Below are 23,292 nucleotides of genomic sequence, written 5' to 3'. Positions count from 1 at the left end.
CCCGCCGAGGTCTCACGGAGTCCGTGTCGAGGCGCGGATCGCCACGCCCGGGCAGGTCGGCGAGCCCGGCGAGCCCGGTGAGGCCGTCGCGGCGGTCGCGTTCCCTATCGTTCAGGAGGCGTTGAGCAACTGGGGGACGATCGAGCCGGTCGGGAATCGGACGGCGGCGACCGCGCCGCGCTCGTCGGCGACGTCGACATGGGGAGTGGTGTGATGAGCCGGAAGTACAGGGTGTGGCGGTGGCTGCCGGTCGTCGTCGCGGGGCTGGTCGTGGCCGCGGTGGCGGGCACCGCGCTCGCCTTCCCTTCGCTCGCGGCCACGACCTGCCCGACCTGTTACGGGATGAGACAGGTCAGGCCGGGCCTGTACGTGGAGTCCGGCCTGACGGCGGACAGGGAGCGGCAGGTGGTGGAGGTGATCGACGCGGCCGACCGGCGGGTGGCGGACTTCTACGGCGGGCGCCGGAGCTCTCCCGACATCCTGGCCTGCCTCACCGCCTCGTGCTACCGCAGAATCGGCGGCGGCGGGGAACGCGGGATCGCCGTGCTGAACCGTGCGATCATGCTGTCGCCGGGCGGTGTCAACCCGGTGATCGCCTCACACGAGATGTCGCACGTCGAGGTGCACGCCCGCCTCGGGTCCGGTGCGGCGCCGCTCCCGCAGTGGTTCGACGAGGGACTGGCCGTCGTGGTCTCCGACGACCTCCGCTACTTGAAGCCCGACACGGCCGGTGACCGCTGCCGGGTTCCTGAGGGGGAGGCGCCGCCTCGGACGCTCGATGAGTGGCTGCGCACGGCGAAAGCCGACCCGGACGCGTACGCCAAGGCCGCGTGCCGGGTGAGCCGGTGGCTCCGGGTGAACGGCGGCCCCGGAGCCGTCCTCGAACTGATCGAGCAGGTGGCCGGCGGCGGTGAACCGCCCGCCTCTCTGCGGGCCGCGTCGCGCGAAGCTCCTTCGTGACGGCGTTCGTGACGGTGTTCATAGCCGGGGGGCGTGCCGTCCGCCGTCTCCGGCGAACCACGTGCGGCTCAGCACCCGGGTGACATCTCGCGATCGGGTGCCGCGTCGGGAAGTGGAGGCGCATCAAGTGCTTCGCGTTCCTCGCGTCCGGACGGGGTGCGGTAGTCGCGCAGGGGGCGGTTGACCAGGCCGACGGCGACGACGCAGAGGGCGGCCGCGAGGCCGCCCGCGACGAGCGCGACGGGGGCGGAGGTGAGGGAGGCGAGAAGTCCTCCGCGGAAGTTGCCGGCCTCCGGGCCGGCGACGCCGATGACGTGCTCGACCGAGGAGACCCGCCCGCGGTAACGGTCGGGTGTCTCGAGCTGGACCAGTGCGCTGCGGGTGACCACGGCGACGGTGTCGGCCGCACCGGCGATCACGAGGCAGCCGAGGGCGAGCCAGAGCGGCCCCGCCAGGCCGAAGCCGGCCAGGGCGAGACCCCAGAGTGTGGCCGCGACGAGCTGGACGAGGCCGCCGCGACGCAGTCGGGTGACGGTTCCGGACAGCAGGCCCGCACCGAGCCCGCCGACCGCGATCGCGGACAGGAAGAGCCCCAGCGTCCGGGGGTCGCCCTCGAAGCGGATCTCGTTGATCAGAGGGAAGAGCGCGATCGGCATGGCGAGGACCGTGGCGGCGAGGTCGGTGGCGAAGGCGCCCCACAGGGTGGGGCGCCGCAGGATGATCCGCCGGCCTCCGTCGGCCGGACCGCGCGGCCGGTGCGCGCCGTCGGCGGGCGGCCGCTCGTCGCCGGTGCGTGAGACGGCCATCGCGGGCAGCCGCATCACGGCGATCAGCGACGCGACGCCGGCGAGGGCCTGGATCGCGTACGCGGCGGGATAGTGCCACCGGGCGAGCACGAGGCCGGCGAGGGCCGGTCCGGCGAGCATGGAGGCCTGGAAGGCGACGTTCTGCAGGGCGAGCCCGGCGGCGACCTGGTCTGCGGGGAGCAATCGGACGGGGAAGGTGCGCTTCGCCGGGGCTCCGAGCGCCGCGCAGCCGGACTGCGCGGCGATCAGGGCGAGCAGCAGCGGGACGGAGCGGTTGCCCGCGGCGGCCTGCGCCACGAGGCCCACGGCCATCAGGACCTGGCCCGCGGTGGTGGCGCGGACGAGGTTCCTGCGGTCGACGGCGTCGGCGAGCGATCCGCCGACCAGTCCGAGCACGAGGAGGGGTACGGCTGTGGCGAGGCCGATGGCGCCGGTCCAGAGCGGGCTGCGGGTGAGGTCCCAGACCTGCAGGAGGACGGCGACCCCGGCGACCTGCTGACCGAGCGAGGCGAGGGAGGATCCGATCCACAGGTCGCGGAAAGGCCGGCTGGTGCGCAGGGGACGGACGTCGATCAGCTGTTCGCGCCAGGTCACGGGGACGGCTCCGCCGGGGCGGCGGACGGCTCGTCGAGGTGGGCGAGGATCCGGTCTCGCATGGGCCGCCGTGCCAGGGCGCGCTCCAGCTCGGCGACGACGGCGCTGAGCGCGTGCGGGACCTCGTCGTCGAGCTCGGCGACGGCGGCCTCGGTCGCGCGCCACTCGGCCTCGAGGAAGGGGATGAGGGCGCGGCCGCGGCCGGTCAGGGTGATGCGGCGTGTGCGGGCGTCGGTGCCGAGCTCGGAGTCGACCAGCCCTTCGCGTCGCATCGCCGTGATCGTCTGGCTCATCGCCGAGTGCGAGCGGCCCAGTGAGTCCGCGAGTTCACGGATCGTCAGCGGGCCGGTGTGCGCGAGGCGGATCAGCGGATAGGCGAACCTGGGGCGCACTCCCTCGATGCCCCGCTCGGCGTACACGGTTTCGATCTGGGCGTCCAGGGTGGCCAGCATGGCGTGGACCGCGTCCCATCGTCCGGGGGAGGCGGTGGGGTCAAAAGATGTCATAGCACTAATATAACAGTGCTCATATAAAGCGGCGCAAGGTGAGCCGGAAGGCACAGCCGCCGGTCGGAGGGGGAGGATCCAGCGTGAGGTCGCCGCCGTGGGCCAGGGCGATCTGCCTGGCGATCGGCAGGCCGAGACCGGTGCCGGGGACGTCGCGCCGGCCACGCCAGAAGCGCTGGAAGACGTGTTCCCGTTCGTCGGCGGGAATGCCGGGGCCGTGGTCGGTCACGACCAGCGTCGCCTCGGTGTCGCCGACCTCGACGTCGATCTCCACCCGCGAGCCGGCCGGGGCGTATCTGATCGCGTTGTCGACGAGGTTGGAGATCGCGCGGTTCACGGTGGGCTCGTCGACGGAGCACACGGCGCTGGGCGGGCCGGTGACCGACAGGCCGATCTTTTTGCCTGCCGCCAGCACGCCGGCGTGTTCGACGACGCCGCGTACCAGGGCCATCAGGTCGGCCGGTCGCCGGTCGACGGCGCGGGCCCGCGCGCGGGCGTCGACCAGCAGGTGGTCGATCGTCGTCTGGAGCCGCTCGGACGCCGCTCGCGAGCGTTCCAGCCCTCGCCGGTAGATCTCGACGGTGGGCGCGGGGTGGTCGAGGAGCACCTCGGCGTTGGTCATCAGCACCGACAGCGGTACGCGCAGCTCGTGGCTGGTCTCGTCGATCAGCCGCCACTGCGTGGCGGCGGCCTGCTCCAGCCGGTCGAGCATGGCGTCGAAGGCGGCGGCCAGGGCCATCACCTCGGCCGGCCCGCGTTCCAGGGCGATACGCCGGCTCAGGTCCGTTCCGCCGATGTCGTCGGCCGCCGCGCGGACCCGCTCGATCGGGGCCGTCGCCCGGCCCGCCCACCACCAGGCCAGCGCGGCGGCGGCCGGGGCGAGCGCGAGGATGGTCCAACTGACCCACGCGGACCGGTGCACCGAGGTGCTCCGGACGCTTGTCGCGCCGTCGAGCGTCTGGAAGGTCGTCTCGGTGTCGGTCACGAGGATCACGCCGAACAGCAGCAGAACCGGGAGGTAGATCGCGAGGAATCCGAGCACGGCGAGGCGCGCGCGCAGTGACCGCCAGGGACGGATCATGAGGGGGGCCTCTTCAGCCGGTAGCCGACATTGGTGATCGTGAAGATCAGGGCGGGCTCGCCGAGCTTCCTGCGCAGTCGGCTGAGGATGACCCGCACCGAGGCGGTGAAGGGGTTGGCGTGGGCGTCCCACACGTGCTCCAGCAGGTCCTCGGCCGAGAGCGTCACGCCGGGATGGTGCATGAAATAGCGCAGCAGCGCGTACTCGCGCGAGGTGAGATCGAGTTCGACGCCGGACCGCCAGACCCGGTGAGCGGTGAGGTCGAGGGTGAGCTCGCCCACCCGCAGGATCGATCCGTGCTCGTCGGCGCGCCGGCCCAGCGCCCGCAACCGGGCGACGAGCTCGGTGAAGTGGAACGGCTTGACGAGATAGTCGTCGGCGCCGGCGTCCAGCCCGGCCACCCGGTCGGCGACGGCGTCGCGGGCGGTCAGCACGAGCGTGCGCCGGGGCCGGTGCAGGTCGGGATCGCCGGCGAGCCGGCGCACCAGGTCGAGCCCGTCGCCGTCGGGCAGCGAGAGGTCGAAGCAGGCCACGTCGTAGGCCGTGGTCCGCAGCGCCTCCTCCGCCTCACGGTAGGTCGCCGCCAGGTCGACCGCGTACGACTCGTTGCGCAGGCCGAGGGCGACCACCTCGGCCAGATCGGGGTCGTCCTCGACGAGGAGGATACGCACGGCGCGTCAGTCGGTCCGTCGTGCGGACGTCGTCCCGTCCGCCCGGGAGACGAGCAGCTGCCGGTCCCTGAAGGAGAGGCTCACCCGCGGCCCGGTGCCGGCCGGGTCGTTGGGACGGTAGCGGCCGTCTCCGGAGGCGACGAAGGTCAGTTCCGGGGCCTTCGTGGGAACCTCGGCCGCCTCGATACCCCCCTGTTCGTTGACGGAGTACCAGCCGAGGACCGGTCGCGTTCCGGCGGTGAGGGTGACGTAGGTGCGCACCTGGCCGCCGCCGGTCACCGTGCCGGCAGGTGTGACGGCGCCGAGGGGCCCGAAGGCGGCCTCAAGGGACGCGCGTTCCTTGCGGCCCTCCTGCGTCTTACCGGCCAGCAGCGCCAGCACGCGCTCGTCGTGCCCGCGCGGATCGCCCGCGGTGGGATCGCGGGGCGGGAACAGCGCCGCGACCGCGTCGGGGCCGGTGGCCGAGACCGTCAGCCCGCCGTCGGAGGTGCTCACGTCGAGGGAGCCTCCCGTCTTCAGTTCGTACGACCCGACGATAGCGGCGAGATCGCCGACGCCGCGGGCCGCCGCGGTGGGGGTGGGCAGCGGGCCGCCGGTGAGCAGCGCCGGCCCCACCACCCGCAGCAGGTCCTCGGCGCTCACCTCCGGTTTGTTCGCCGATATCGCGACCACCCGCTCCTGCCCGGGGATCCACGCGACGGCGGTGTTGTGGCCGACGTCGCCGCCGCCCCCCGCGGTGCTCAGGAACGGCTCGCCGAACAGCGACCCGTCGAACGCCACCCACCCCGGGGTCTCGGACCTGCCGCCGCTCAGATCGTGCCCCGGCCTGCCGATGATCTCGGCCGATTCGCGGGAGAGCAGCCCTCCGGTGAACAGCGCGTGCGTCCAGGTCGCCAGATCCCGCATGGTCATCGCGAGGCCGCCGTTGCCCTCCACCGCCCAGTACGGCCCGGCGAAGCCGCCTGAGCGGCCGATCGTGCCGTTGTCGAGCCGCCCGACGGCCCGAGGCCCCGTCACGGCCGGCTCGCCCTCCCAGAATCCTCCCGCGACCCGGCCGTCGGGCAGTCGCAGGACCCTCTCGGCCAGGTAGGCGCGAAAACTCCTGCCCGACGCCTTCTCGACGATGAGCGCGAGCAAGGTGTAGCCGGCGTTGGAGTACAGGTAGCCGCGGCCGGGCTTGAAGGCCGGTTTCAACGCGCCGATCGCCGCCACTGCGGCGTCCCGGTCGAGCGGCTCGTAGTCACCGTGACCGTGTGAGCCGTTGAGCCCGCCGGTGTGCAGCAGCAACTGCCTCACCGTCGCCTTGGCCGCGGCGCCGCCCAGCTCGGGAAGGATCTTCCCCGCCCGGTCGTCGAGCGCGAGCCTTCCCTCCTCGACCAGGGCGAACACCGCCGCCGCGGTGAACGCCTTGGTGACCGATCCGATGCTGAACACCGTCTGCGGAGTGTTCGGCCTTCCCGTGGCGTCGTCCGCCGTGCCGTAGGCGGCGAGGCAGGTGGCCCTGCCGCCTTCGAGGATCGCGATCGATCCGCTGAACCCCGCGTCGGCCCACGCGCCGAACGCCACCTCCAGCCGGTGGTCGCACCGGGTGGCGCCGGACTCGGTGGCCCGCGGCGGTCGCGGGCCACCGGGACCGGCGCCGCACGCCGCCAGGGTCGCCGCCATCAAGACGGCCGTGATCGCTGGAAGAGTCTTTCGCATGGGAGCGAAGTTAGGCTCCGCCCTGCAAACCTGACGTGAACGACTCCGCGTCCCCGGGCGATCCGCTCGCTTCGACGGCGCGCCTGGTTCTACCGGGTCAGCTCGCGAGCCGGGTGCCGTCCTCGTCGAGGAGAACGGGGGCGCCGGTCGCGGCGGAGAGGTTCGCCGAGATCCCGACCATCACGCCGGCGACGCCCGCGAGGTGCCCCGCCTGGCGGCCCAGCGGATCCTCGCCCGCGCCGCGGAAGACGTCGTTCAGCATGAGGGCGTCGCCGCCGCCGTGGCCGCCCGCGCCCGAGGGGATGGCGACCTCCTCCGGTTCGCTCCAGTGCCGGTGCAGGACGAGCCGTTCGAAGGCGCCGGGGGCGTGGGCCTTGTCGGCGGCGGTCGGGTCGATCGCGGCGCGCGGCGGGGTCCAGGCGCGTTCGACGACCTCCAGCTCCAGCCGTCCCGCGGTGCCGTTGAAGGCCACCCGGTAGCCCTCGAAGGGGCCGTGGGCGTTGAGTGAGTAGGTGAGCGTCGCCCCGCGCGAGTAGCCGACGAGGACGGCCATGTTGTCGTCGATGCTCACGCCCTCGCCGAACACGTCCTGGTCGCGGATGTAGCCGTCCTCGTGCTCTGCGTCCAGGTACAGGCGCTTGAGCCGGGGATCGGCGGAGATGTCGAGGAGGTAGGGGTCGGTGCCGAGTTCCGGTGCGCCGTGAGCGCGTTGTGGCCGGTCGCGCAGGCCACGGGCGCGGGCGTTGGCGGCTCCGTAGAAGCGCAGCGCCGACCGGGCGTAGACGGAGCGGGCGGTGTCGGCCAGCCACCAGTTGACCAGGTCGAAGTGGTGGGTGGACTTGTGCACCAGCAGCCCGCCTGAGCTGGACCTGTCGCGGTGCCAGCGGCGGAAGTAGTCGGCTCCGTGGATGGTGTCGAGCACCCACTCGAAGTGCACGGAGGCGACGTCGCCGATCGCTCCGTCGGCGATCAGCCGGCGGACGGCGCTGTTGCGCGGCGAGTAGCGGTAGTTGAAGGTGACGACGAGCCGGCCGGTGCTGCGCTCGGCGGCCTCGACGATGGCCGCGCAGTCCTCGGCGGTGGTGCACAGCGGCTTCTCCACGATGACGTCCTTGCCCGCCTCCAGCGCGGCGACGACGTAACGGGCGTGGGCGGCGTCGACGGTGGCGACCACGACGGCGTCGGCGAGCTGGAGCAACTTGCCGAACTCGTGCGGTGCGAAGCTCGGGACGTCGCGTCCGATCCGGTCGAGGTAGTAGCCGATCCGGGTCCGGTTGACGTCGCAGAGGGCGGCGATCTCGCCGGTGTCGCCCCACTCGCCGAGCAGCGCGTCGATGTACAGCTGCACCCGGTGGCCGAGTCCGACGAAGGCGTATCGCATCAGGAACTCCATCAGGGGACGGGAAAGTGGCAGGTGTGCCGTACGGCTCGGCGCGAGCCGTACGGCACACGTCAGGGGAGGCCGGTCACTGGGAGATGGCGGCGTTGGCCTCGTTGAGGAAGGACTTCACCGCGTCGTCCGCGGAGGCCTTGCCGAACAGCACCGAGTCGCTGGCGCGCTTGAGGATGTCCTCCATCTCCATCGCGCCCTTCGGCGGGATCACGATCGGGCTCAGCTCACTCCTGATCGAGTCGATGAAGGCGAGCACCTTCTGGTCGGTCGGGGTGAGCTTGTCCTTGACGGCGTCGACGACCTTGGCGTTGGTCGGCAGGCCGCGGTCACTGAGCAGGATGGCGCCGGCCTCGGGGTCGTTGACGAGGAATTCGACGAACTTCTGCGCGGCCTCGGCCTGCTCGGTCTTCGACGAGATCGTGTAGTACATCGCCGGCTGCAGGAACATGCCGGCGGTGGTCGCGCCCTCGGCCTTGGGCATCCGCAGCAGGTCGAGTTCCTGGCCGGAGCCCTTGTTCAGCGCGGTGAGCTGGTTGCTCCACCAGCTGCCGAACGCGCTCGCGTTCGTGGCGAGCAGTGCCTGGTCGACCTTGGTGCCGGTCTCCAGCATCTGGGCGGCGCCGGGACCGGCCTTGGTGGAGACGATCTTCTGCAGCAGGGCCCACCAGTCCTTGATGGTCTGCTCCGACATGCCGATCTTGCCGTCCTTGTAGAACTGCTCCCCGCGCTGGGCGGCGAACAGCTGCAGGAAGGCGGGGTTCACGTTCCACTCGGTGCCCCAGATCTTGCCGTCGCCCTTCTCGGTCACCTTCTGGGAGATCGAGATGTAGTCGTCCCAGGTCCAGGTCGTGTCGTCGGGGACCTTCTCGCCCGCCTTCTCCACCGTCGCCCTGTTGACGATGATCGGGAAGGTGTTGACGCCGGTGGGGACGGCGTACTGCTTGCCGTCGATCTGACCGGCCTTGAGCACCTCCTGGTCGAGGTCGGCGGTGTTCAGCTTGCCGGTGAGGTCGGCGAGGGTGGCGCGGCCCGCGTACTCGGCGAGGCCGCGGATCTCGATGGACATGACGTCGGGGGCGTCGCCGGCCGCGGTCTTGGTGGCCAGTTTCTCGTAGTAGCTGTCCCAGTCGGAGAAGTCGCCTTCGATGTCGATCGTCGGGTTCTTCTTCTCGAAAGCGGCGATGGCCGACTCGGTCAGCTTCTGCCGGGCGTCGCTGCCCCAGTACGAGAAGACGACCTTCGTCTTCCCGCCGGAATCACCGCTGTCGTCGCTGCCGCAGGCGGTTGCCGACACGGCGAGCAGGGTGATGGCGGTGGCCGCCAGGATGCGCTTCATCGGGATACCTCCGGGGGGTGGGGGATGGGGAGGGTTATTTGAGACCGGTGGTCGCCATACCGCGGATGAGATACTTCTGGCCCGCCAGGAAGAATCCGAAGATCGGGCCGAGCGAGATGATCGACATCGCGAACAGCGGCCCCCAGGAGGACTCGCCGCTGGAGTCCATGAACTGCCGGAGCGCGACGGGAACGGTGAGGTTGTCGGAGTTGGTCAGGTAGAGGTTCTGGGTGAAGAAGTCGTTCCACGTCCAGATGAAGGTGAAGATCGCGGTGGTCGCGAGCGCCGGGACGCACAACGGCATGATCACCCGGGTGAACGTGCGCCACTGGCCCGCGCCGTCGATCGCCGCCGCCTCGTCCAGCTCCCGGGGAAGGGTGCGGATGAACTGCACCATCAGGAAGATGAAGAACGCGTCGGTCGCGAGGAACTTCGGCGCGACGATCGGCCAGATCGTGTTGATCCAGTCGATCTTGGCGAACACGATGTACTGCGGGACGACCGTGACGTGGTGCGGCAGCATGATCGAGCCGAGCATGATCGCGAACCACATCTTCTTCAGCGGGAACTCCAGCCGGGCGAAGGCGTAGGCCGCGAGCGAGCAGGCGGCCAGGTTGCCGATCACCGCCAGGGCGGTGAGGACCGCCGAGTTCCACAGGTAGTAGCCGAAGGAGTGCTTGAGCGCGCCCCAGCCCTCGGTGTAGTTCTCGGCCGTCACCGCGGTCGGCATCAGCCCCGGCTCCCGGAAGATCAGCTCCTCGGGCTTGAACGAGCTGGAGACCATCCAGAGCAGCGGATAGAGCATGAGCAGCCCGGCGGCGATGAGCAGCAGGTGCCTGACCAGGCGCGGGGCGGGCCGGAAGAGGGCCGGTACGCGCTTACTTGTCGTCGCCATAGAAAACCCAGAATCGAGACATGAGGAAGTTGACGGCGGTCAGCGCGGCGATGATGAGCAGCAGCACCCAGGCCATGCCGGCCGCGTAACCCATTTCGTAGTTCTTGAAGCCCTTGATGTAGAGGTAGAGCGTGTAGAACAGGGTCGAGTCGACCGGTCCGCCGTTGCCGCCGCTCACGATGAACGACTGGGTGAAGGACTGGAACGACTTGATCACCTCCAGCACCAGGTTGAAGAAGATGATCGGGGTGAGCAGCGGCAGGGTGATCGAGCGGAACTTCCGCCACCTGCCGGCGCCGTCGACCGCGGCCGCCTCGTACAGGCTCTGCGGGATCTGGCGGAGCCCGGCCAGGAAGATGACCATCGGGGCGCCGAACGTCCAGACGTGCAGGATGATCAGCGTCCACAGCGCGGTGTCGGGGCTGGTCACCCAGCCGTGGCCCTCGTAGCCGAACAGGCCGAGGAACGAGTTGACGATGCCGTCGGTCCCGAAGATCTTCCGCCAGAGAATCGAGATCGCCACGCTGCCCCCGAGCAGCGACGGCAGGTAGAAGATCGAGCGGTAGAACGGCAGGCCGCGCAGGCCCCTGTCCAGCACGAGCGCGAGTGCCAGGGCGAAGGCGAGCTGCAGCGGGACGGAGACCACCACATAGGTGGTCGTCACCTGCAGCGAGGCCATGAATCGGTCGTCCTGGACGAACATCTTCTCGTAGTTGTCCAGGCCCACCCAGTGGGCTTCGCTCAGCAGGCTGTAGTCGGTGAACGACAGGTAGAGCGAGGCGATCATCGGACCGAGCGTGATCGCGAACAGGCCGATGAACCAAGGGGCCAGGAACAGATAGGCGGCCAGCGCCTGCGATCGGCCGCGGGAGCTCTTGAGACGCCCTGGGCGGGGGGCACCCGCCTTTTCCCGGGGTGCGACCGGTATCTCGGCCGTCCCCGCCGGTGCGGGACTCAGCGTCATCACTGGCCCTTCGGGGAGTTGGTGAATGGGATGCGCTTTTCCTATAGCGTCACGAACTAATACGTCAACCCTTTGCAGTGAGCTGGATCACGAATCGTAACGTTAGCTTTTAGTATTACCGCAGGTCAGACGAGGTATTCCCTGTCGGGTTCCGAATGGAAAAATCTCGCACGGAGACGAGTTTGTACAACCGATTGCAGTTGTGGGCATACGCGTGCCCCCGTCGCGGCGAGCGGAAAACGCCTGGTCAACGCCGTGCGGGCGGCCCCCGGCGCACCCGTTTCCGGCAGGGGCGCCGGGCCGGGTGCCTGCGGTGGCCCGGGTCTCATCGGCCGGGGAGTCACCCCTGCGGGCGGACGCGCCTTCCTTCGGAGGTGTGGTCGCCGAGGGCGGCGCCCGTCTCAGCCGATCGGCCGGTGGGGCGGGCGCGCTGCCCGCCCGGCTGCCTTCGGGAAGTTCACGGGGTCTGTCTGGGAGGTGCGGTGGACTCGCGGACCACCAGGTGAGTCTCCAGGACGGTCGTGGCGCTCATCGACTGGATGAGGAGGTCGACCGCCATCCGGCCGGCGTCGCTCGCGGGCATCGCGACCGTGGTGAGTTTGGGGCGGTGCAGCCGCCCGGTGATGCTGTCGTCGAAGCCGATCACGCTGACGTCGCCCGGCACGTCGACGCCGAGGACCTCCAGTCCTCCGATGAGGCCGATGGCGACGAGGTCGTTGTAGGCGAGCACGCCGGTCACCCCGGCCTCGGCCACCTTGGCCGCGGCGGCGATGCCGCCCTCCTCGGTGGGGGAGTTGGGGCCGATGACGACCGTGTCGAGACCGGGGATCTCCGCGACGGCCTTGCGGATCTCCCCGCTGGTCCACGATCCGGCCGGGCCCGTCACCAGGGCGACGCGCCGGTGGCCGAGTCGCACGAGGTGCTCCATCGCGACGCGGGCGCCGTGGGCGACGTCCATCACGACCGTGGTCAGCCCGCGGATACGCCGGTTGACCAGCACGAACGAGACACGTTCCGAGAGCTTCTCCAGAGCCTTGTTCGACAGGCGCGGGCTGCACAGCACGATGCCGTCGACCTGCTTGGAGAAGGCCAGGACGAGGTTCTCCTCCTCGGTGGGGTCCTCGCCGGTGTCGGCCACGAACAGGTGGTAGTCCTGGCGGCGGGCGGCGGCCTGCGCGGCCTTGATCAGCGGAGGGAAGAACGGATTGGCCAGATCGGCCACGATCAGCCCGATGTTGTTGGTGCGGCCCGTCTTGAGGGAGCGGGCCGCCCGGTTGGGCCGATAGTCGAGCTTCTCGGCCGCCGCGAGCACCCGGGTCCGGGTCTCGGCGTTCACCAGATGAGGTGCCGAGAAGGTTCGGGAGACCGTCGACACGTGAACACCTGAGGCGTGGGCGACGTCCCGAATGGTCACTGACATGCGCACACCCTAACGCAATCGTTTGCAGATCAGCTAACCATCCTGAGACCGGTTGCGGGCGATTGACCCCGCTCACTTGACGTATTGTCTCGCCTGACGCGATTGTTTACTGCAACTGATTGCAGTCTTCAGAAGGAGTCCACACGGTGAGCAGAGTGCTCGTCACCGGTAGCGCGGGCCGGCTCGGCCGCAGCGTGGTCACCTCGCTCGCGGCGGCCGGACATGAGGTGATCGGCGTGGACAGCGCGCCGGGCACCCCGCGAGAGGCCGCCTCGGCCCTTCCCGCGGATCTCACCGACCTGGGGGAGACCCACTCGGTGATCGCACGGTTCCGGCCGCAGGCGGTGGTCCACCTGGCGGCCATCGCGGTGCCGTTCAGCCGTTCCGAGCCCACCACGTTCCGCGTCAACACCCAGCTCGCCTTCAACGTCTGCACGGCCTCGGTCGCCCTCGGGGTGGAGAAGCTCGTGGTGGCCAGCAGCCCCACGGTGATCGGATACGGCGCGCCGGGCGGATGGACCCCCGCCTACCTGCCGCTCGACGAGGACCACCCGACGGAGCCCTGGAACGCCTACAACCTGTCGAAGGTCGTGGCCGAGCAGACCGTACGGACCTTCGCCCGCACCACCGAGACCACCCGGATGGCCGCGTTCCGCCCCTGTTTCGTCGTCGCGCCCGAGGAGTGGGAGGGCGCGCCCACCCAGTCCGGGCACACGATCACCGAGCGGCTGAACCGGCCCGAGATAGGCGGAGCCTCGCTGTTCAACTACCTCGACGCCCGCGACGCCGGCGACTTCGTCGACACACTGCTCACCAGGCTCCCCCTGCTGGAGACGAACGGCGAGGTCTTCTTCGCGGGCGCCGGCGACGCCCTGGCGCGCGAGCCGCTGGCCGAGCTGCTGCCGGCCGTCATGCCGGAGACGAAGACGTTCGCCGCCCATCTGACCGGCACCGCCCCCGCCTTCTCCTCCGCCAAGGCCGAGCGGCTGCTCGGCTGGACCGCCAAGCGCGGCTGGCGCACCGAACTCTCCTGACTCTCCAGAAAGAGACCCTGATCATGAATCTCGACGGTGTCCTCTTCTTCCCCGTCACCCCCTTCGGCCCGGACGGCGACCTCGCGCCCGGCGTGCTGGCCGACCACGTCCGGCGAGGCCTTGAGCACCGGCCGGGCGGCGTGTTCGCCGCCTGCGGGACAGGCGAGTTCACCGCGCTGTCGCAGGCCGAGCACGCCGAGGTCGTCCGGGTGACGGTGGAGGCGGCCGGGGCCGTCCCGGTGTTCGCCGGAGCGGGCGGGCCGATCGGCGCGGCACTCGCCCAGGCGCGGGCCGCCAGGGAGGCGGGCGCCGACGGGCTGCTGCTCATGCCGCCCTACCTCGTCCAGGGGCCCGGCTTCCCCGCCTACGTACGGGCGATCGCCGCCGAACTCCCGGTGATCATCTACCAGCGCGGGCCGATCGCGCTCGAACCGGAGGCGGCGGTCGAGCTGGCCGCGATCCCCGGTGTCATCGGGCTGAAGGACGGCCTCGGCGACATCGACCGGATGCAGCGGATCGTGCTGGCCGTCCGGGAGACCCACCCGGACTTCCTGTTCTTCAACGGGTTGCCGACCGCGGAGCTCACCCAGCCCGCCTACCGGGCGCTCGGTGTCGGCCTGTACTCCAGCGCGGTGTTCTGCTTCGCCCCCGAGATCGCCAACGCCTACCTGAACGGCGACGAGCGGCTGATCACCGAGTTCTACGCGCCGCTGGTGCGGCTGCGTTCCAGGGTTCCGGGCTACGCGGTGTCGCTGGTCAAGGCCGGGGTGCGGCTGCGCGGGCTGGACGCGGGCGAGGTCCGGCCGCCGCTGGTGCCCGTCGCGCCCGAGCACGAGGCCGAACTGGAGGCGCTGATCAAGTCGGGGCTCGCCCTGGTAGCGTCATGATCAAGGACTTGACGGTCACGCCACGGTCGGTACCCCTGAGCCGGCCCTGGGGCCCGGACGTCTCCCACAACCACGCGCTGCTCGTCACGATCACGCTGGACGACGGGCGGCGCGGCACCGGGATGGCGTGGACACCGCAGATCGGGGCCCAGGCGATCAGGGCACTGCTGGAGCACGACATCCGCGAGGCGGTGATCGGCCTGCCGGCGCATCCGGAGCTGGTGTGGGACCGGCTGTCGGCTCACCTCGGCGAGGCGGGCCGGGCCGGGATCGTCCCGATCGCCCTGGCCGGGGTGGATCTCGCGCTCTGGGACCTGCGCTGTGGGGAGCGGGCGCTGGTCGAGATCCTCGGCGCGCGGCGCGAGAGCGTCCCCGTCTACGGCAGCGGGGTCAACCTCCACTACTCGCTGGAGGAACTCCGGGCGCAGGCCCGGCGATGGGTCGCAGCCGGATACACCGCGGTCAAGATCAAGGTCGGGCGCCCCTCGCCGGCCGAGGACGTCGAGCGGGTGGCGGCGGTCCGTGAGGTGATCGGCCCCGACCGGCTGCTGATGGTCGACGCCAACCAGCGCTGGGATCTGCACCGGGCCCGCGTCGCGCTGCGGGCCCTGGAGCGCTACGACCTGTTCTGGATCGAGGAGCCGCTGCCCGCCGACGACCTGTCCGCCCACGTGGAACTGCGGCGCGGCGTCACCGTCCCGATCGCGGTCGGCGAGAACGTCGCCACCGTCCACGGGTTCCGCGACCTGCTGACCGGGGGCGCCTGCGACGTCGTCCAGCCGAACCTGGTGCGGGTCGGCGGCATCACACCGTTCCTGCGGATCGCCGAGCTCGCCCGCGCCTTCGGCGTCCCCGTCTACCCGCACCTGCTCACCGAGCTGTCGGGCCAGCTCGCCCTCGCGCTGCACCACCCCGCGATGGTGGAGAGGGTGGAGGAGGCCGCGCTGACCGACCTCGGGCTGCTCGCCCCGCCCTTCCCGGTGGAGATCAGCGGGCCGGAGCTGCGGGCGACCGGGGCGCCGACGAGGTGGGCGTCGTGAAGCCGGTACGAGTGGTGGTCGCCGGAGTGCACGGCTATGGCAGGAACCACCTGGCGAACGTCCGGCGGCTCGCCGCGGCGGGCCGGGCCGAGCTCGCCGGGGTATGCGACACCCTGTCGCCCTCGCCCGGCCTCGACGTACCGTTCTCGGCGGACCTGCCGTCGCTGATCGCCGAGACCGGCGCGGAGGTCGCGGTGATCGCGACGCCGATCCACACCCACGCTCCGCTCGCCGTCGCGGCCCTGCGGGCCGGCGCGCACGTGCTGCTGGAAAAACCGCCCGCGCCGTCGGTGGAGGAGTTCGAGCGGATCTCCGCCGCCGTGGCGGAGACGGGGCTCGCCTGCCAGGTGGGCTTCCAGTCGCTCGGCTCGGCCGCCGTCCCCGCCGCGGCCGGGGTGCTGGGCGAACCGCTCCGGGGCGTCGGTGTCGCCGGATCCTGGACACGCCCGTTCACCTACTACTCGCGCGCCCCCTGGGCGGGACACCGCAGGCTGGACGGTGTGGACGTGATGGACGGCGCGCTCACCAATCCGTTCGCGCACGCGACGGCCACCGCGCTGGCCGTCGCGGGGGCCGACACGGCCTCCTCGGTCGAGGGCGTCGAGCTGGAGCTGTACCGGGCCAACGCGATCTCCTGCGACGACACCTCCAGCGCGCGGCTCCGCCTCGCCGACGGCACCGTCATCGCGATCACCGTGAGCCTGTGCGGCGACCGCAGGACCGAGCCCTACCTGCACCTGCACGGCGAGACGCGCTCCGCCCTGCTCTTCTACACCCTCGACGAGATCGAGGTGGACGGTGTCCGCACCGGCTTCGACCGGGTCGATCTGCTCGGCAACCTCCTGGCGCACATCAGGGAGGAGGCGGAGCTGCTGGTGCCGCTGGAGCGGACCGGGGGCTTCACCCGGCTGCTCGACGAGATCCGGCGCGCTCCCGATCCGCTGCCCGTCGACGGCTTCCGCACGGAGCCGTCCCGGCTGGTGCTGCCAGGCATCGAGGGTCTGGTCGCGCGCGCGGCGGCCGAGCTGAAAACCCTCTCGGAACTCGGCTTCCCCGGCGGCCCCGGCTCCCGGGCGGCGACCGGACCGAAGACGGTCCGGTCCGAGACGGTCCGGTCCGAGACGGTCCGGTCCGAGACGGTCCGGTCCGAGACGGTCCGGTCCGAGACGGTCTGGCCTGAGACGGTGCTGAGGGCCGGTTCGCGGCAGGTCGCGACCTACCTCCAGCGGGGCGACCTGCAGCCGACGGACGCGCCGCGCCCCCACCTGCATCCGGTCCGCACCCTTGGCGGAACGGTCGTGACCGAGAGCCGGCCCGCCGACCACGTGCATCATTTCGGGGCGAGTGTGGCGATCTCCGATGTCAACGGGGTCAACTTCTGGGGCGGCTCCACCTACGTACCGGGCACCGGCCCGCGGATCCTGCCCAACCACGGGCGCCAGCGGCGGCGCTCCCTGCGTCCCGTGCCCGGAGGCTTCGCCGAGAGCCTCGACTGGGTCGGACCGGACGGCACCGTCCTGGCCTCCGAGGAGCGGACCCTCACCACCCGCGTCCTGCCCGGCGCCTGGGCGCTGGACGTCGCCTTCACGCTGGACAACCGGACCGGCGCGCCGTTGTCGATCCAGAGCTCGGCCTGCAAGGGCAGGACCGGCGCCGGCTACGGGGGGTTCTTCTGGCGGGCGCCCAAGGACTCCACCGGGCTGGAGGTCTTCACCGAAGGCACCTCCGGCGAGCGGGCCGTGCACGGTGGCCTCTCGCCCTGGCTCGCGCTCACCTGTGACGACTGGAGCCTGCTGTTCGTGCAGACCCTCGGGCTCGACCCGTGGTTCGTGCGCGTCGCCGAGTACCCGGGCGTCGGACCGGCCCTGGCCTGGGACGCCCCGCTGAGCGTGCCGGACCGGTTGGAACGCGCGATCGCCGTCGTGGTCGCCGACGGGCGGCTCACCACGCGACGAGCCTCGGCCCTCGCCGCGGAGCTCCTCACCTCGTGACGGACCTCGCCGCGGGCGGCCTCGACGACGACCGCGACGGTGGGCCTCGCGCGCGACGGTGAGTCACGCGCGAGGCCGCGAGAACCGATCGGCACCTTCCGCTCCGCCCCCGGAGGGGTCGAGGCCCGCAGCGTGCCCGCCTTCCGCGTGGCGATCGGCGAGCACTTTCTCGCCGCCGGCCACACCCGGGCACAGGTCCTCGCCCGCGCCGCCGACCTGCCGTTGAACCGCTCCCGCGAAGAGCACGGCCGTTGAGCCGCGTACCCGGGAAGTCCGAGTCAGGGATCATGTCGGTCGCATGCCACGCCATCCCGGCGGGTACGTTTGTGCGAGCCTCACAACTCCGGTCGCGAAAGACGCTCAGTCCCCGCCATTTCCGGTAGCGGGGGGCGACCGGGAGTATGTACCACGATCGGGGCGGGGACGGCCGCCGTGTTCACCGCTTCGAAAGGTTCGCTCAGTGTTCAGTCGTGTCGCCATCGTCAACCGCGGTGAAGCCGCCATGCGGCTCATCTATGCCGTTCAGGACCTAGCCGCGGAGACGGGAACACGGATCGAGACCGTCGCCCTGTACACCGACTCCGACCGGACGGCCACGTTCGTCCGCGAGGCGGACATCGCCTACGACCTGGGGCCTGCCGCGAACCGGCCCTACCTGGACCACGCCGTCCTCAGAAAGGCCCTGGTCGAGACCGGCGCGGACGCGGCCTGGGTCGGCTGGGGCTTCGTGGCCGAGGACCCGGCGTTCGCCGAGCTGTGCGCCGAGATCGGCGTGACGTTCGTCGGCCCGGGCGCCGAGGCGATGCGCAAACTGGGCGACAAGATCGGCTCGAAGCTGATCGCCGAAGAGGTCGGTGTGCCCGTCGCGCCGTGGAGCCGCGGCCCGGTGGAGACGCTGGAGGAGGCGAAGGCGGCGGCGGAGCGGATCGGCTACCCGTTGATGCTGAAGGCGACCGCGGGCGGTGGCGGCCGCGGTATCCGGATGATCTCCGGCCCCGACGAGCTGACCCTGGCCTACGAGCTGACGCGCCAGGAGGCGGCGCGCGCGTTCGGCAGCGGCGTCGTGTTCCTGGAACGCCTGGTGACGGGCGCCCGGCACGTGGAGGTACAGGTCATCGCGGACGGTCAGGGCACCGCGTGGGCGCTGGGCGTGCGCGACTGCTCCGTGCAGCGGCGCAACCAGAAGATCATCGAGGAGTCCGCCTCCCCGGTCCTCGACGCCACACAGGTCGCCGAGCTGAAGGCGGCGGCCGAGCGGCTCGTGCTCGCGGTGGACTACAAGGGCGCGGGCACCGTCGAGTTCCTCTACCACCCCGGCGAGCGGCTGTTCGCGTTCCTCGAGGTCAACACGCGTCTGCAGGTCGAGCACCCGATCACCGAGATCACCACCGGCGTCGACCTGGTGAAGGCCCAGCTGCACGTCGCGGCGGGCGGCAGCCTGGAGGGCGAGGCCCCCGAGGAGTGGGGACACGCCGTCGAGGCGCGTCTCAACGCCGAGGACCCCGACCGCGACTTCGCGCCCTCACCCGGCAGGATCGCGCGGCTCGCGCTGCCCAGCGGTCCCGGCGTCCGGGTGGACACCGGGTTCGGCGAGGGCGACACGATCCCCGCCGACTTCGACTCGATGATCGCCAAGATCATCGCACACGGCCGTGACCGCACCGAGGCACTGGCCCGCCTGCGTCGCGCGATGACGCAGACGACCGTCATCATCGAGGGCGGCGTGACGAACAAGGGCTTCGTCCGCATGCTGCTCGACGAGCCCGAGGTGATCGACGGCTCGGCCGACACCGGCTGGATCGACCGCGTGCGCGCCCAGGGCGCCCTCGTGTCACACCGGCACTCCGCGATCGCGCTGATCGCCGCCGCCGTCGAGGCGTACGAGGATGAGGAGACCGTGACGCGGCAGCGATTCCTGGCCGCCGCGCACGGCGGCCGCCCGCAGTCGCAGCACGAGAGCGGCCGCGCGCTGGAACTCAAGCTCCGCGACGTCGGCTACCGCGTCCAGGTCGCGCGCACCGGCGGCCACCGGTTCCGCGTCGGCATCTCGGCGGGCGGCCTGCGGCACACGGCCGACGTCGACATCGAGCGCTTCGACGAGCACAGCGGCCAGATCACCGTGAACGGCGTCCGCTTCAAGGTCGTCACGAGCACTCACGGTCCGATCCACCTGGTCGAGGTCGACGGCGTCACGCACCGGATCAGCCGCGACGAGGGCGGCATCGTGCGCTCGCCCGTGCCGGCGCTCGTGGTGGCCACGCCACTGCAGCCGGGCGACGAGGTCGAGGCCGGCGCGCCGTTGCTCGTGGTGGAGAGCATGAAGATGGAGACCGTGCTGCGCGCGCCGTTCCGCGGACGCCTGCGGGAGCTCGCGGTCTCGGTCGGCAGCCAGGTGGAGGCGGGCGCCCGCCTGCTCCGCCTGGAGCCGCTGGGCGACGGCACGGCAGGTCCCGTCGCCGAAGCGCGGGAGATCGAGCTGGATCTGCCGCCGGAGCCGGTGGACGTGCCCGCGGCGGAGCGGGCCGCGCGCGGCCTGCAGGACCTGCGCGGCCTCCTGCTGGGGTTCGACATCGACCCGCAGGACGAGAAGCGCCTGCTCACCGGTTACCTCGCCGCGCGCGCCGAACTCGTCGCGAAGGGCGATCACGAGCCGGCCGGTGAGGTCGAGCTGCTGCACCTGTTCGCCGACCTGAGCGAGCTGAGCCGCAACCGGCCCGCCGGTGAGGAGTCCAAGCCCGACTCCTCGGTGCACAGCCCCCGCGAGTACTTCCACACCTACCTGCAGTACCTCGACCCCGACCGGTCCGGGCTGTCGGAGAGCTTCCAGCAGCGGCTCACGCACGTGCTGTCCCGCTACGGTGTCGAAGGCCTGGAGCGCACGCCGCAGCTGGAGGACGCGGTCTTCCGGATCTTCCTCGCCCAGCGGCGCGCCTCCGCCGACGTCGCCGTGGTGACGACCCTGCTGCGCCAGTGGGCCAAGGAGGCCCCGCCCGCCCAGGCCGGCCGCGTCGCCGTCGGCGTGGTGCTGGAGCACCTGATCGCCGCCACCCAGATCAGGTTCCCGGCCGTCGCGGACCTGGCGCGCGGCGTGGTGTTCGCCTGGTTCGTCCAGCCGCTGCTGCGCCGCACCCGCGCCAAGGTCTACACGGCCGTACGCAAGCACCTGCGCCACCTCGACCAGCACCCGGACTCGCCCGACCGCGCCGAGCGGATCTCCGCCATGGTCGCCAGCTCCGAGCCGCTCGTCCGGCTGGTCGGCCAGCGGATCGGCCGCGAGGACGTGGACCCCGTGCCGCTGCTCGAGGTGCTGATCCGCCGCTACTACGGCAACCGCGCCCTCAGCGGCATCCGGACGAGCAAGGTGGCGGGCTGCACGTTCGTCGTCGCCGACCACCGCACCACGAGCGGTGCGGGCCGCGTCGTGGCCACCGCGGTCGACTTCCTGGCACTGGCCGAGGCCGTCAAGGCGGTCGACGAGTTCGCCGGCACCGGCGAGCTGGTGGCCGACATCTACCTGACCTGGCCGGACGCTCCCGACGACCCCGAGGAGATGGCCGCGCGCCTGCGCGAGGTCATGGCCGCGCAGCAGCCGTCGCACCGGATCGGCCGCATCGCCGCGACCGTCACGGGCGACAGCGGCGCCGTGATGCACCACCACTTCACCTTCCGGCCGTCCGCGGACGGCTTCGTGGAGGAGCGGCTGCTGCGCGGCCTGCACCCGCGCATCGCCGAGCGCATGCAGCTGGAGCGGTTGCGCGACTTCGACCTCACCCGGCTGCCCGCGCCCGACGAGGAGGTCTACCTCTTCCGGGCCTCGGCACGGCAGAACCCGTCCGACGAGCGGCTCGTCGCCCTGGGGCAGGTCCGCGACCTGACCCCGCTGCGCGACGACGAGGGAGGGCTCGTCGCGCTGCCCGCGGCCGAGAACGTGCTCGCCACCTGCCTCGACGCGATCCGCCGGGCCAAGAAGCCCGGCGCGAAGACCTCCGCCACGAACCGGATCGTCATCTACGTGTGGCCGCCGAACGACCTCTCGCCGGACGACCTGAACACCGTGGCGAAGCGCGTGCTGCCGACGACGGCGGGCGCGGGCCTGGAGGAGGTGTTGTTCCTGGGCAGGCGCCGCGACGGCGTCACCGGCGAGCTCGTCGACATCGCCGTCCGGATCGGCTACGACGTGGGCTCCGGCGTGCGGCTGTCCATCGTGCCGCCGCCGACCGAGCCCGTCGAGCCGTTGGACGACTACCGCCAGGAGGTGCTGCGCGCGCACAGCCGCGGCACGCACCACCCGTACGAGCTGACCGACATGCTCGCCGGGCCGTTCGGCTCCTTCACCGAGTACGACCTGGACGAGTACGCGAGGCTGGTGCCGGTGAACCGGCCCAAGGGCCGCAACGGCGCCGCGCTCGTCGCGGGTGTCGTCAGCACGCCCACGCCGCGCCACCCGGAGGGCATGACCCGCGTCGTGCTGCTGGGCGACCCGACGAAGGCACTCGGCGCGCTGTCGGAGCCCGAGTGCGCACGGGTGATCGCCGCGCTCGACCTCGCCGAGCGGATGCGGGTGCCGCTGGAGTGGTTCGCGCTCTCCGCGGGCGCCCGGATCTCGATGTCGTCCGGCACCGAGAACATGGACTGGGTGGCGGCCGCGCTGAAGCGGATCGTGACCTTCACCCAGGACGGCGGTGAGATCAACATCGTGGTCGCGGGCATCAACGTCGGCGCCCAGCCGTACTGGAACGCCGAGGCCACGATGCTCATGCACACCAAGGGCATCCTGGTGATGACGCCGGACTCCGCGATGGTGCTGACCGGCAAGCAGTCGCTCGACTTCTCCGGCGGCGTGTCGGCCGAGGACAACCACGGCATCGGCGGCTACGACCGGATCATGGGCCCGAACGGCCAGGCACAGTACTGGGCGCCGGACATCCGCGGCGCGCGGGAGATCCTGATGTCGCACTACGACCACAGCTACGTCGCGCCGGGGGAGAGCGGGCCGCGCAAGGCGATCACCGGCGACCCGGTGGACCGCGACGTGTCGACGTTCCCGCACGCCGTACCGGACAGCGACTTCACGACGGTGGGTCAGATCTTCTCCGCCGAGTCCAACCCGGACCGCAAGAAGCCGTTCGACATCCGCACGGTCATGCGCGCGCTGTCCGACCAGGACCACCCCGTGCTGGAGCGGTGGGCGGGCATGGCCGACGCCGACACCGCCGCGGTCTGGGACGTCCACCTCGGTGGCCGGCCGGTGTGCCTGCTGGGCATCGAGTCGCGGTCCGTGCCGCGCCGCGGATTCCCGCCCACCGACGGCCCGGACACCTACACCGCGGGCACCCTGTTCCCCCGGTCGTCCAAGAAGACCGCCCGGGCCATCAACGCCGCGAGCGGGAACCGTCCGCTGGTCGTGCTGGCCAACCTGTCGGGGTTCGACGGCTCCCCCGAGTCGATGCGCAAGCTGCAGCTGGAGTACGGCGCGGAGATCGGCCGCGCGGTGGTGAACTTCAAGGGCCCGATCGTGTTCTGCGTGATCTCGCGCTATCACGGCGGCGCCTTCGTGGTGTTCTCCAAGGCGCTCAACCCGAACCTGACCGTGCTCGCCGTCGAGGGCTCGTTCGCCTCGGTGCTCGGCGGCGCCCCGGCCGCCGCGGTGGTCTTCGCGCGAGACGTCGACAAGCGGACCGGCAACGACCCCAGGGTGCTCGCGCTCGCCGCCCGCGTCGCGGAGGCGCCGGCCGCCACCCGGGCCGCGCTCGCCGCCGAGCTGGCCGAGCTGCGCTCGTCGGTGCGGGCCGAGAAGCTGACCGAGGTGGCCACCGAGTTCGACCGCGTGCACAGCATCCAGCGGGCGGTCGACGTCGGCTCGGTGGACGCGATCATCAGCTGCTCCGAGCTGCGGCCCCGGATCATCGAGGCGGTCGAGAAGGGCATCGCCCGGCAGGTCTGACCCGCTCCGAAGCCCCGGACGCCCGCGCCTTTTCCGGCGGGTGTCCGGGGCGTTCGCGTCGCGGGCGGC

At 71.5% G+C, this 23,292-nt stretch carries 17 protein-coding genes; 7 read left to right on the top strand and 10 right to left on the bottom strand.

What is annotated here, in order from left to right:
* Nucleotides 1-213 precede the first annotated feature (213 nt).
* Nucleotides 214-960 carry a hypothetical protein gene (locus AB0B96_RS21210; RefSeq protein ID WP_362901002.1) on the top strand — a complete coding sequence of 249 codons (747 nt, stop codon included), beginning with the start codon at nt 214-216 and terminating at the stop codon, nt 958-960.
* A gap of 68 nt (nt 961-1,028) precedes the next feature.
* On the opposite strand, the gene AB0B96_RS21205 is transcribed toward AB0B96_RS21210, so the two are convergent.
* The 10 genes from AB0B96_RS21205 to AB0B96_RS21160 form a co-directional block, all read right to left on the bottom strand.
* On the bottom strand, nt 1,029-2,360 hold the full coding sequence (locus tag AB0B96_RS21205) for an MFS transporter (protein ID WP_362901000.1): 1,332 nt from the start codon (nt 2,358-2,360) through the stop codon (nt 1,029-1,031).
* On the bottom strand, nt 2,357-2,866 hold the full coding sequence (locus tag AB0B96_RS21200) for a MarR family transcriptional regulator (protein WP_362900998.1): 510 nt from the start codon (nt 2,864-2,866) through the stop codon (nt 2,357-2,359). The genes AB0B96_RS21205 and AB0B96_RS21200 overlap by 4 nt, the downstream gene beginning before the upstream one ends.
* Before the next feature lie 19 nt (nt 2,867-2,885).
* Nucleotides 2,886-3,947 (bottom strand): HAMP domain-containing sensor histidine kinase, encoded by a 1,062-nt coding sequence (locus AB0B96_RS21195; RefSeq protein ID WP_362900996.1) that lies wholly within the window; start codon nt 3,945-3,947, stop codon nt 2,886-2,888.
* Nucleotides 3,944-4,618 (bottom strand): response regulator transcription factor, encoded by a 675-nt coding sequence (locus AB0B96_RS21190; protein ID WP_362900994.1) that lies wholly within the window; start codon nt 4,616-4,618, stop codon nt 3,944-3,946. The genes AB0B96_RS21195 and AB0B96_RS21190 overlap by 4 nt, the downstream gene beginning before the upstream one ends.
* 6 nt (nt 4,619-4,624) lie before the next feature.
* Nucleotides 4,625-6,319 carry a serine hydrolase domain-containing protein gene (locus AB0B96_RS21185; protein ID WP_362900992.1) on the bottom strand — a complete coding sequence of 565 codons (1,695 nt, stop codon included), beginning with the start codon at nt 6,317-6,319 and terminating at the stop codon, nt 4,625-4,627.
* A gap of 97 nt (nt 6,320-6,416) precedes the next feature.
* The gene (locus AB0B96_RS21180; RefSeq protein ID WP_362900990.1) at nt 6,417-7,712 is read right to left on the bottom strand and encodes a Gfo/Idh/MocA family oxidoreductase; all 1,296 of its coding nucleotides are present in this window, start codon (nt 7,710-7,712) and stop codon (nt 6,417-6,419) included.
* A 73-nt stretch (nt 7,713-7,785) separates the two neighbouring features.
* The gene (locus AB0B96_RS21175; RefSeq protein ID WP_362900988.1) at nt 7,786-9,048 is read right to left on the bottom strand and encodes an extracellular solute-binding protein; all 1,263 of its coding nucleotides are present in this window, start codon (nt 9,046-9,048) and stop codon (nt 7,786-7,788) included.
* A 34-nt stretch (nt 9,049-9,082) separates the two neighbouring features.
* Nucleotides 9,083-9,943 (bottom strand): carbohydrate ABC transporter permease, encoded by an 861-nt coding sequence (locus tag AB0B96_RS21170; RefSeq protein ID WP_350946173.1) that lies wholly within the window; start codon nt 9,941-9,943, stop codon nt 9,083-9,085.
* Nucleotides 9,927-10,907 carry a sugar ABC transporter permease gene (locus tag AB0B96_RS21165; protein ID WP_362900985.1) on the bottom strand — a complete coding sequence of 327 codons (981 nt, stop codon included), beginning with the start codon at nt 10,905-10,907 and terminating at the stop codon, nt 9,927-9,929. The genes AB0B96_RS21170 and AB0B96_RS21165 overlap by 17 nt, the downstream gene beginning before the upstream one ends.
* Nucleotides 10,908-11,364: 457 nt before the next feature.
* The gene (locus AB0B96_RS21160; protein ID WP_362900983.1) at nt 11,365-12,327 is read right to left on the bottom strand and encodes a LacI family DNA-binding transcriptional regulator; all 963 of its coding nucleotides are present in this window, start codon (nt 12,325-12,327) and stop codon (nt 11,365-11,367) included.
* Between the two features lie 146 nt (nt 12,328-12,473).
* On the opposite strand from AB0B96_RS21160, the gene AB0B96_RS21155 reads away from it, so the two are divergent.
* From AB0B96_RS21155 to AB0B96_RS21130, 6 genes are all read left to right on the top strand, one after another.
* Nucleotides 12,474-13,361 carry an NAD(P)-dependent oxidoreductase gene (locus AB0B96_RS21155; RefSeq protein ID WP_362900981.1) on the top strand — a complete coding sequence of 296 codons (888 nt, stop codon included), beginning with the start codon at nt 12,474-12,476 and terminating at the stop codon, nt 13,359-13,361.
* Nucleotides 13,362-13,384: 23 nt separating this feature from the next.
* Entirely contained in the window at nt 13,385-14,248 is an 864-nt protein-coding gene (locus AB0B96_RS21150; RefSeq protein ID WP_362900979.1) for a 5-dehydro-4-deoxyglucarate dehydratase, read from the top strand.
* On the top strand, nt 14,245-15,288 hold the full coding sequence (locus AB0B96_RS21145) for a mandelate racemase/muconate lactonizing enzyme family protein (RefSeq protein ID WP_362900977.1): 1,044 nt from the start codon (nt 14,245-14,247) through the stop codon (nt 15,286-15,288). The genes AB0B96_RS21150 and AB0B96_RS21145 overlap by 4 nt, the downstream gene beginning before the upstream one ends.
* Nucleotides 15,285-17,279: a DUF6807 family protein gene (locus AB0B96_RS21140; protein ID WP_362900975.1), complete on the top strand. Its 1,995-nt coding sequence runs from the start codon at nt 15,285-15,287 to the stop codon at nt 17,277-17,279. Before AB0B96_RS21145 ends, AB0B96_RS21140 begins: the two co-directional genes overlap by 4 nt.
* A 39-nt stretch (nt 17,280-17,318) precedes the next feature.
* The gene (locus AB0B96_RS21135; protein WP_362900973.1) at nt 17,319-17,534 is read left to right on the top strand and encodes a hypothetical protein; all 216 of its coding nucleotides are present in this window, start codon (nt 17,319-17,321) and stop codon (nt 17,532-17,534) included.
* 205 nt (nt 17,535-17,739) lie between these two features.
* Nucleotides 17,740-23,223: a carboxyl transferase domain-containing protein gene (locus AB0B96_RS21130; protein ID WP_362900971.1), complete on the top strand. Its 5,484-nt coding sequence runs from the start codon at nt 17,740-17,742 to the stop codon at nt 23,221-23,223.
* Nucleotides 23,224-23,292: the final 69 nt, after the last annotated feature.

It is taken from the genome of Streptosporangium sp. NPDC049046 (assembly GCF_040649155.1).
Taxonomy (GTDB): domain Bacteria; phylum Actinomycetota; class Actinomycetes; order Streptosporangiales; family Streptosporangiaceae; genus Streptosporangium.
This window is presented reverse-complemented; position numbering and strand designations above follow the sequence as displayed.

Coding starts and splice junctions, on each gene's coding strand:
- AB0B96_RS21210 (WP_362901002.1), top strand. CDS start 214: ATGAGCCGGAAGTACAGGGTGTGGCGGTGGCTGCCGGTCGTCGTCGCG.
- AB0B96_RS21200 (WP_362900998.1), bottom strand. CDS start 2,866: ATGACATCTTTTGACCCCACCGCCTCCCCCGGACGATGGGACGCGGTC.
- AB0B96_RS21195 (WP_362900996.1), bottom strand. CDS start 3,947: ATGATCCGTCCCTGGCGGTCACTGCGCGCGCGCCTCGCCGTGCTCGGA.
- AB0B96_RS21185 (WP_362900992.1), bottom strand. CDS start 6,319: ATGCGAAAGACTCTTCCAGCGATCACGGCCGTCTTGATGGCGGCGACC.
- AB0B96_RS21180 (WP_362900990.1), bottom strand. CDS start 7,712: ATGGAGTTCCTGATGCGATACGCCTTCGTCGGACTCGGCCACCGGGTG.
- AB0B96_RS21175 (WP_362900988.1), bottom strand. CDS start 9,048: ATGAAGCGCATCCTGGCGGCCACCGCCATCACCCTGCTCGCCGTGTCG.
- AB0B96_RS21170 (WP_350946173.1), bottom strand. CDS start 9,943: ATGGCGACGACAAGTAAGCGCGTACCGGCCCTCTTCCGGCCCGCCCCG.
- AB0B96_RS21165 (WP_362900985.1), bottom strand. CDS start 10,907: ATGACGCTGAGTCCCGCACCGGCGGGGACGGCCGAGATACCGGTCGCA.
- AB0B96_RS21160 (WP_362900983.1), bottom strand. CDS start 12,327: ATGTCAGTGACCATTCGGGACGTCGCCCACGCCTCAGGTGTTCACGTG.
- AB0B96_RS21150 (WP_362900979.1), top strand. CDS start 13,385: ATGAATCTCGACGGTGTCCTCTTCTTCCCCGTCACCCCCTTCGGCCCG.
- AB0B96_RS21145 (WP_362900977.1), top strand. CDS start 14,245: ATGATCAAGGACTTGACGGTCACGCCACGGTCGGTACCCCTGAGCCGG.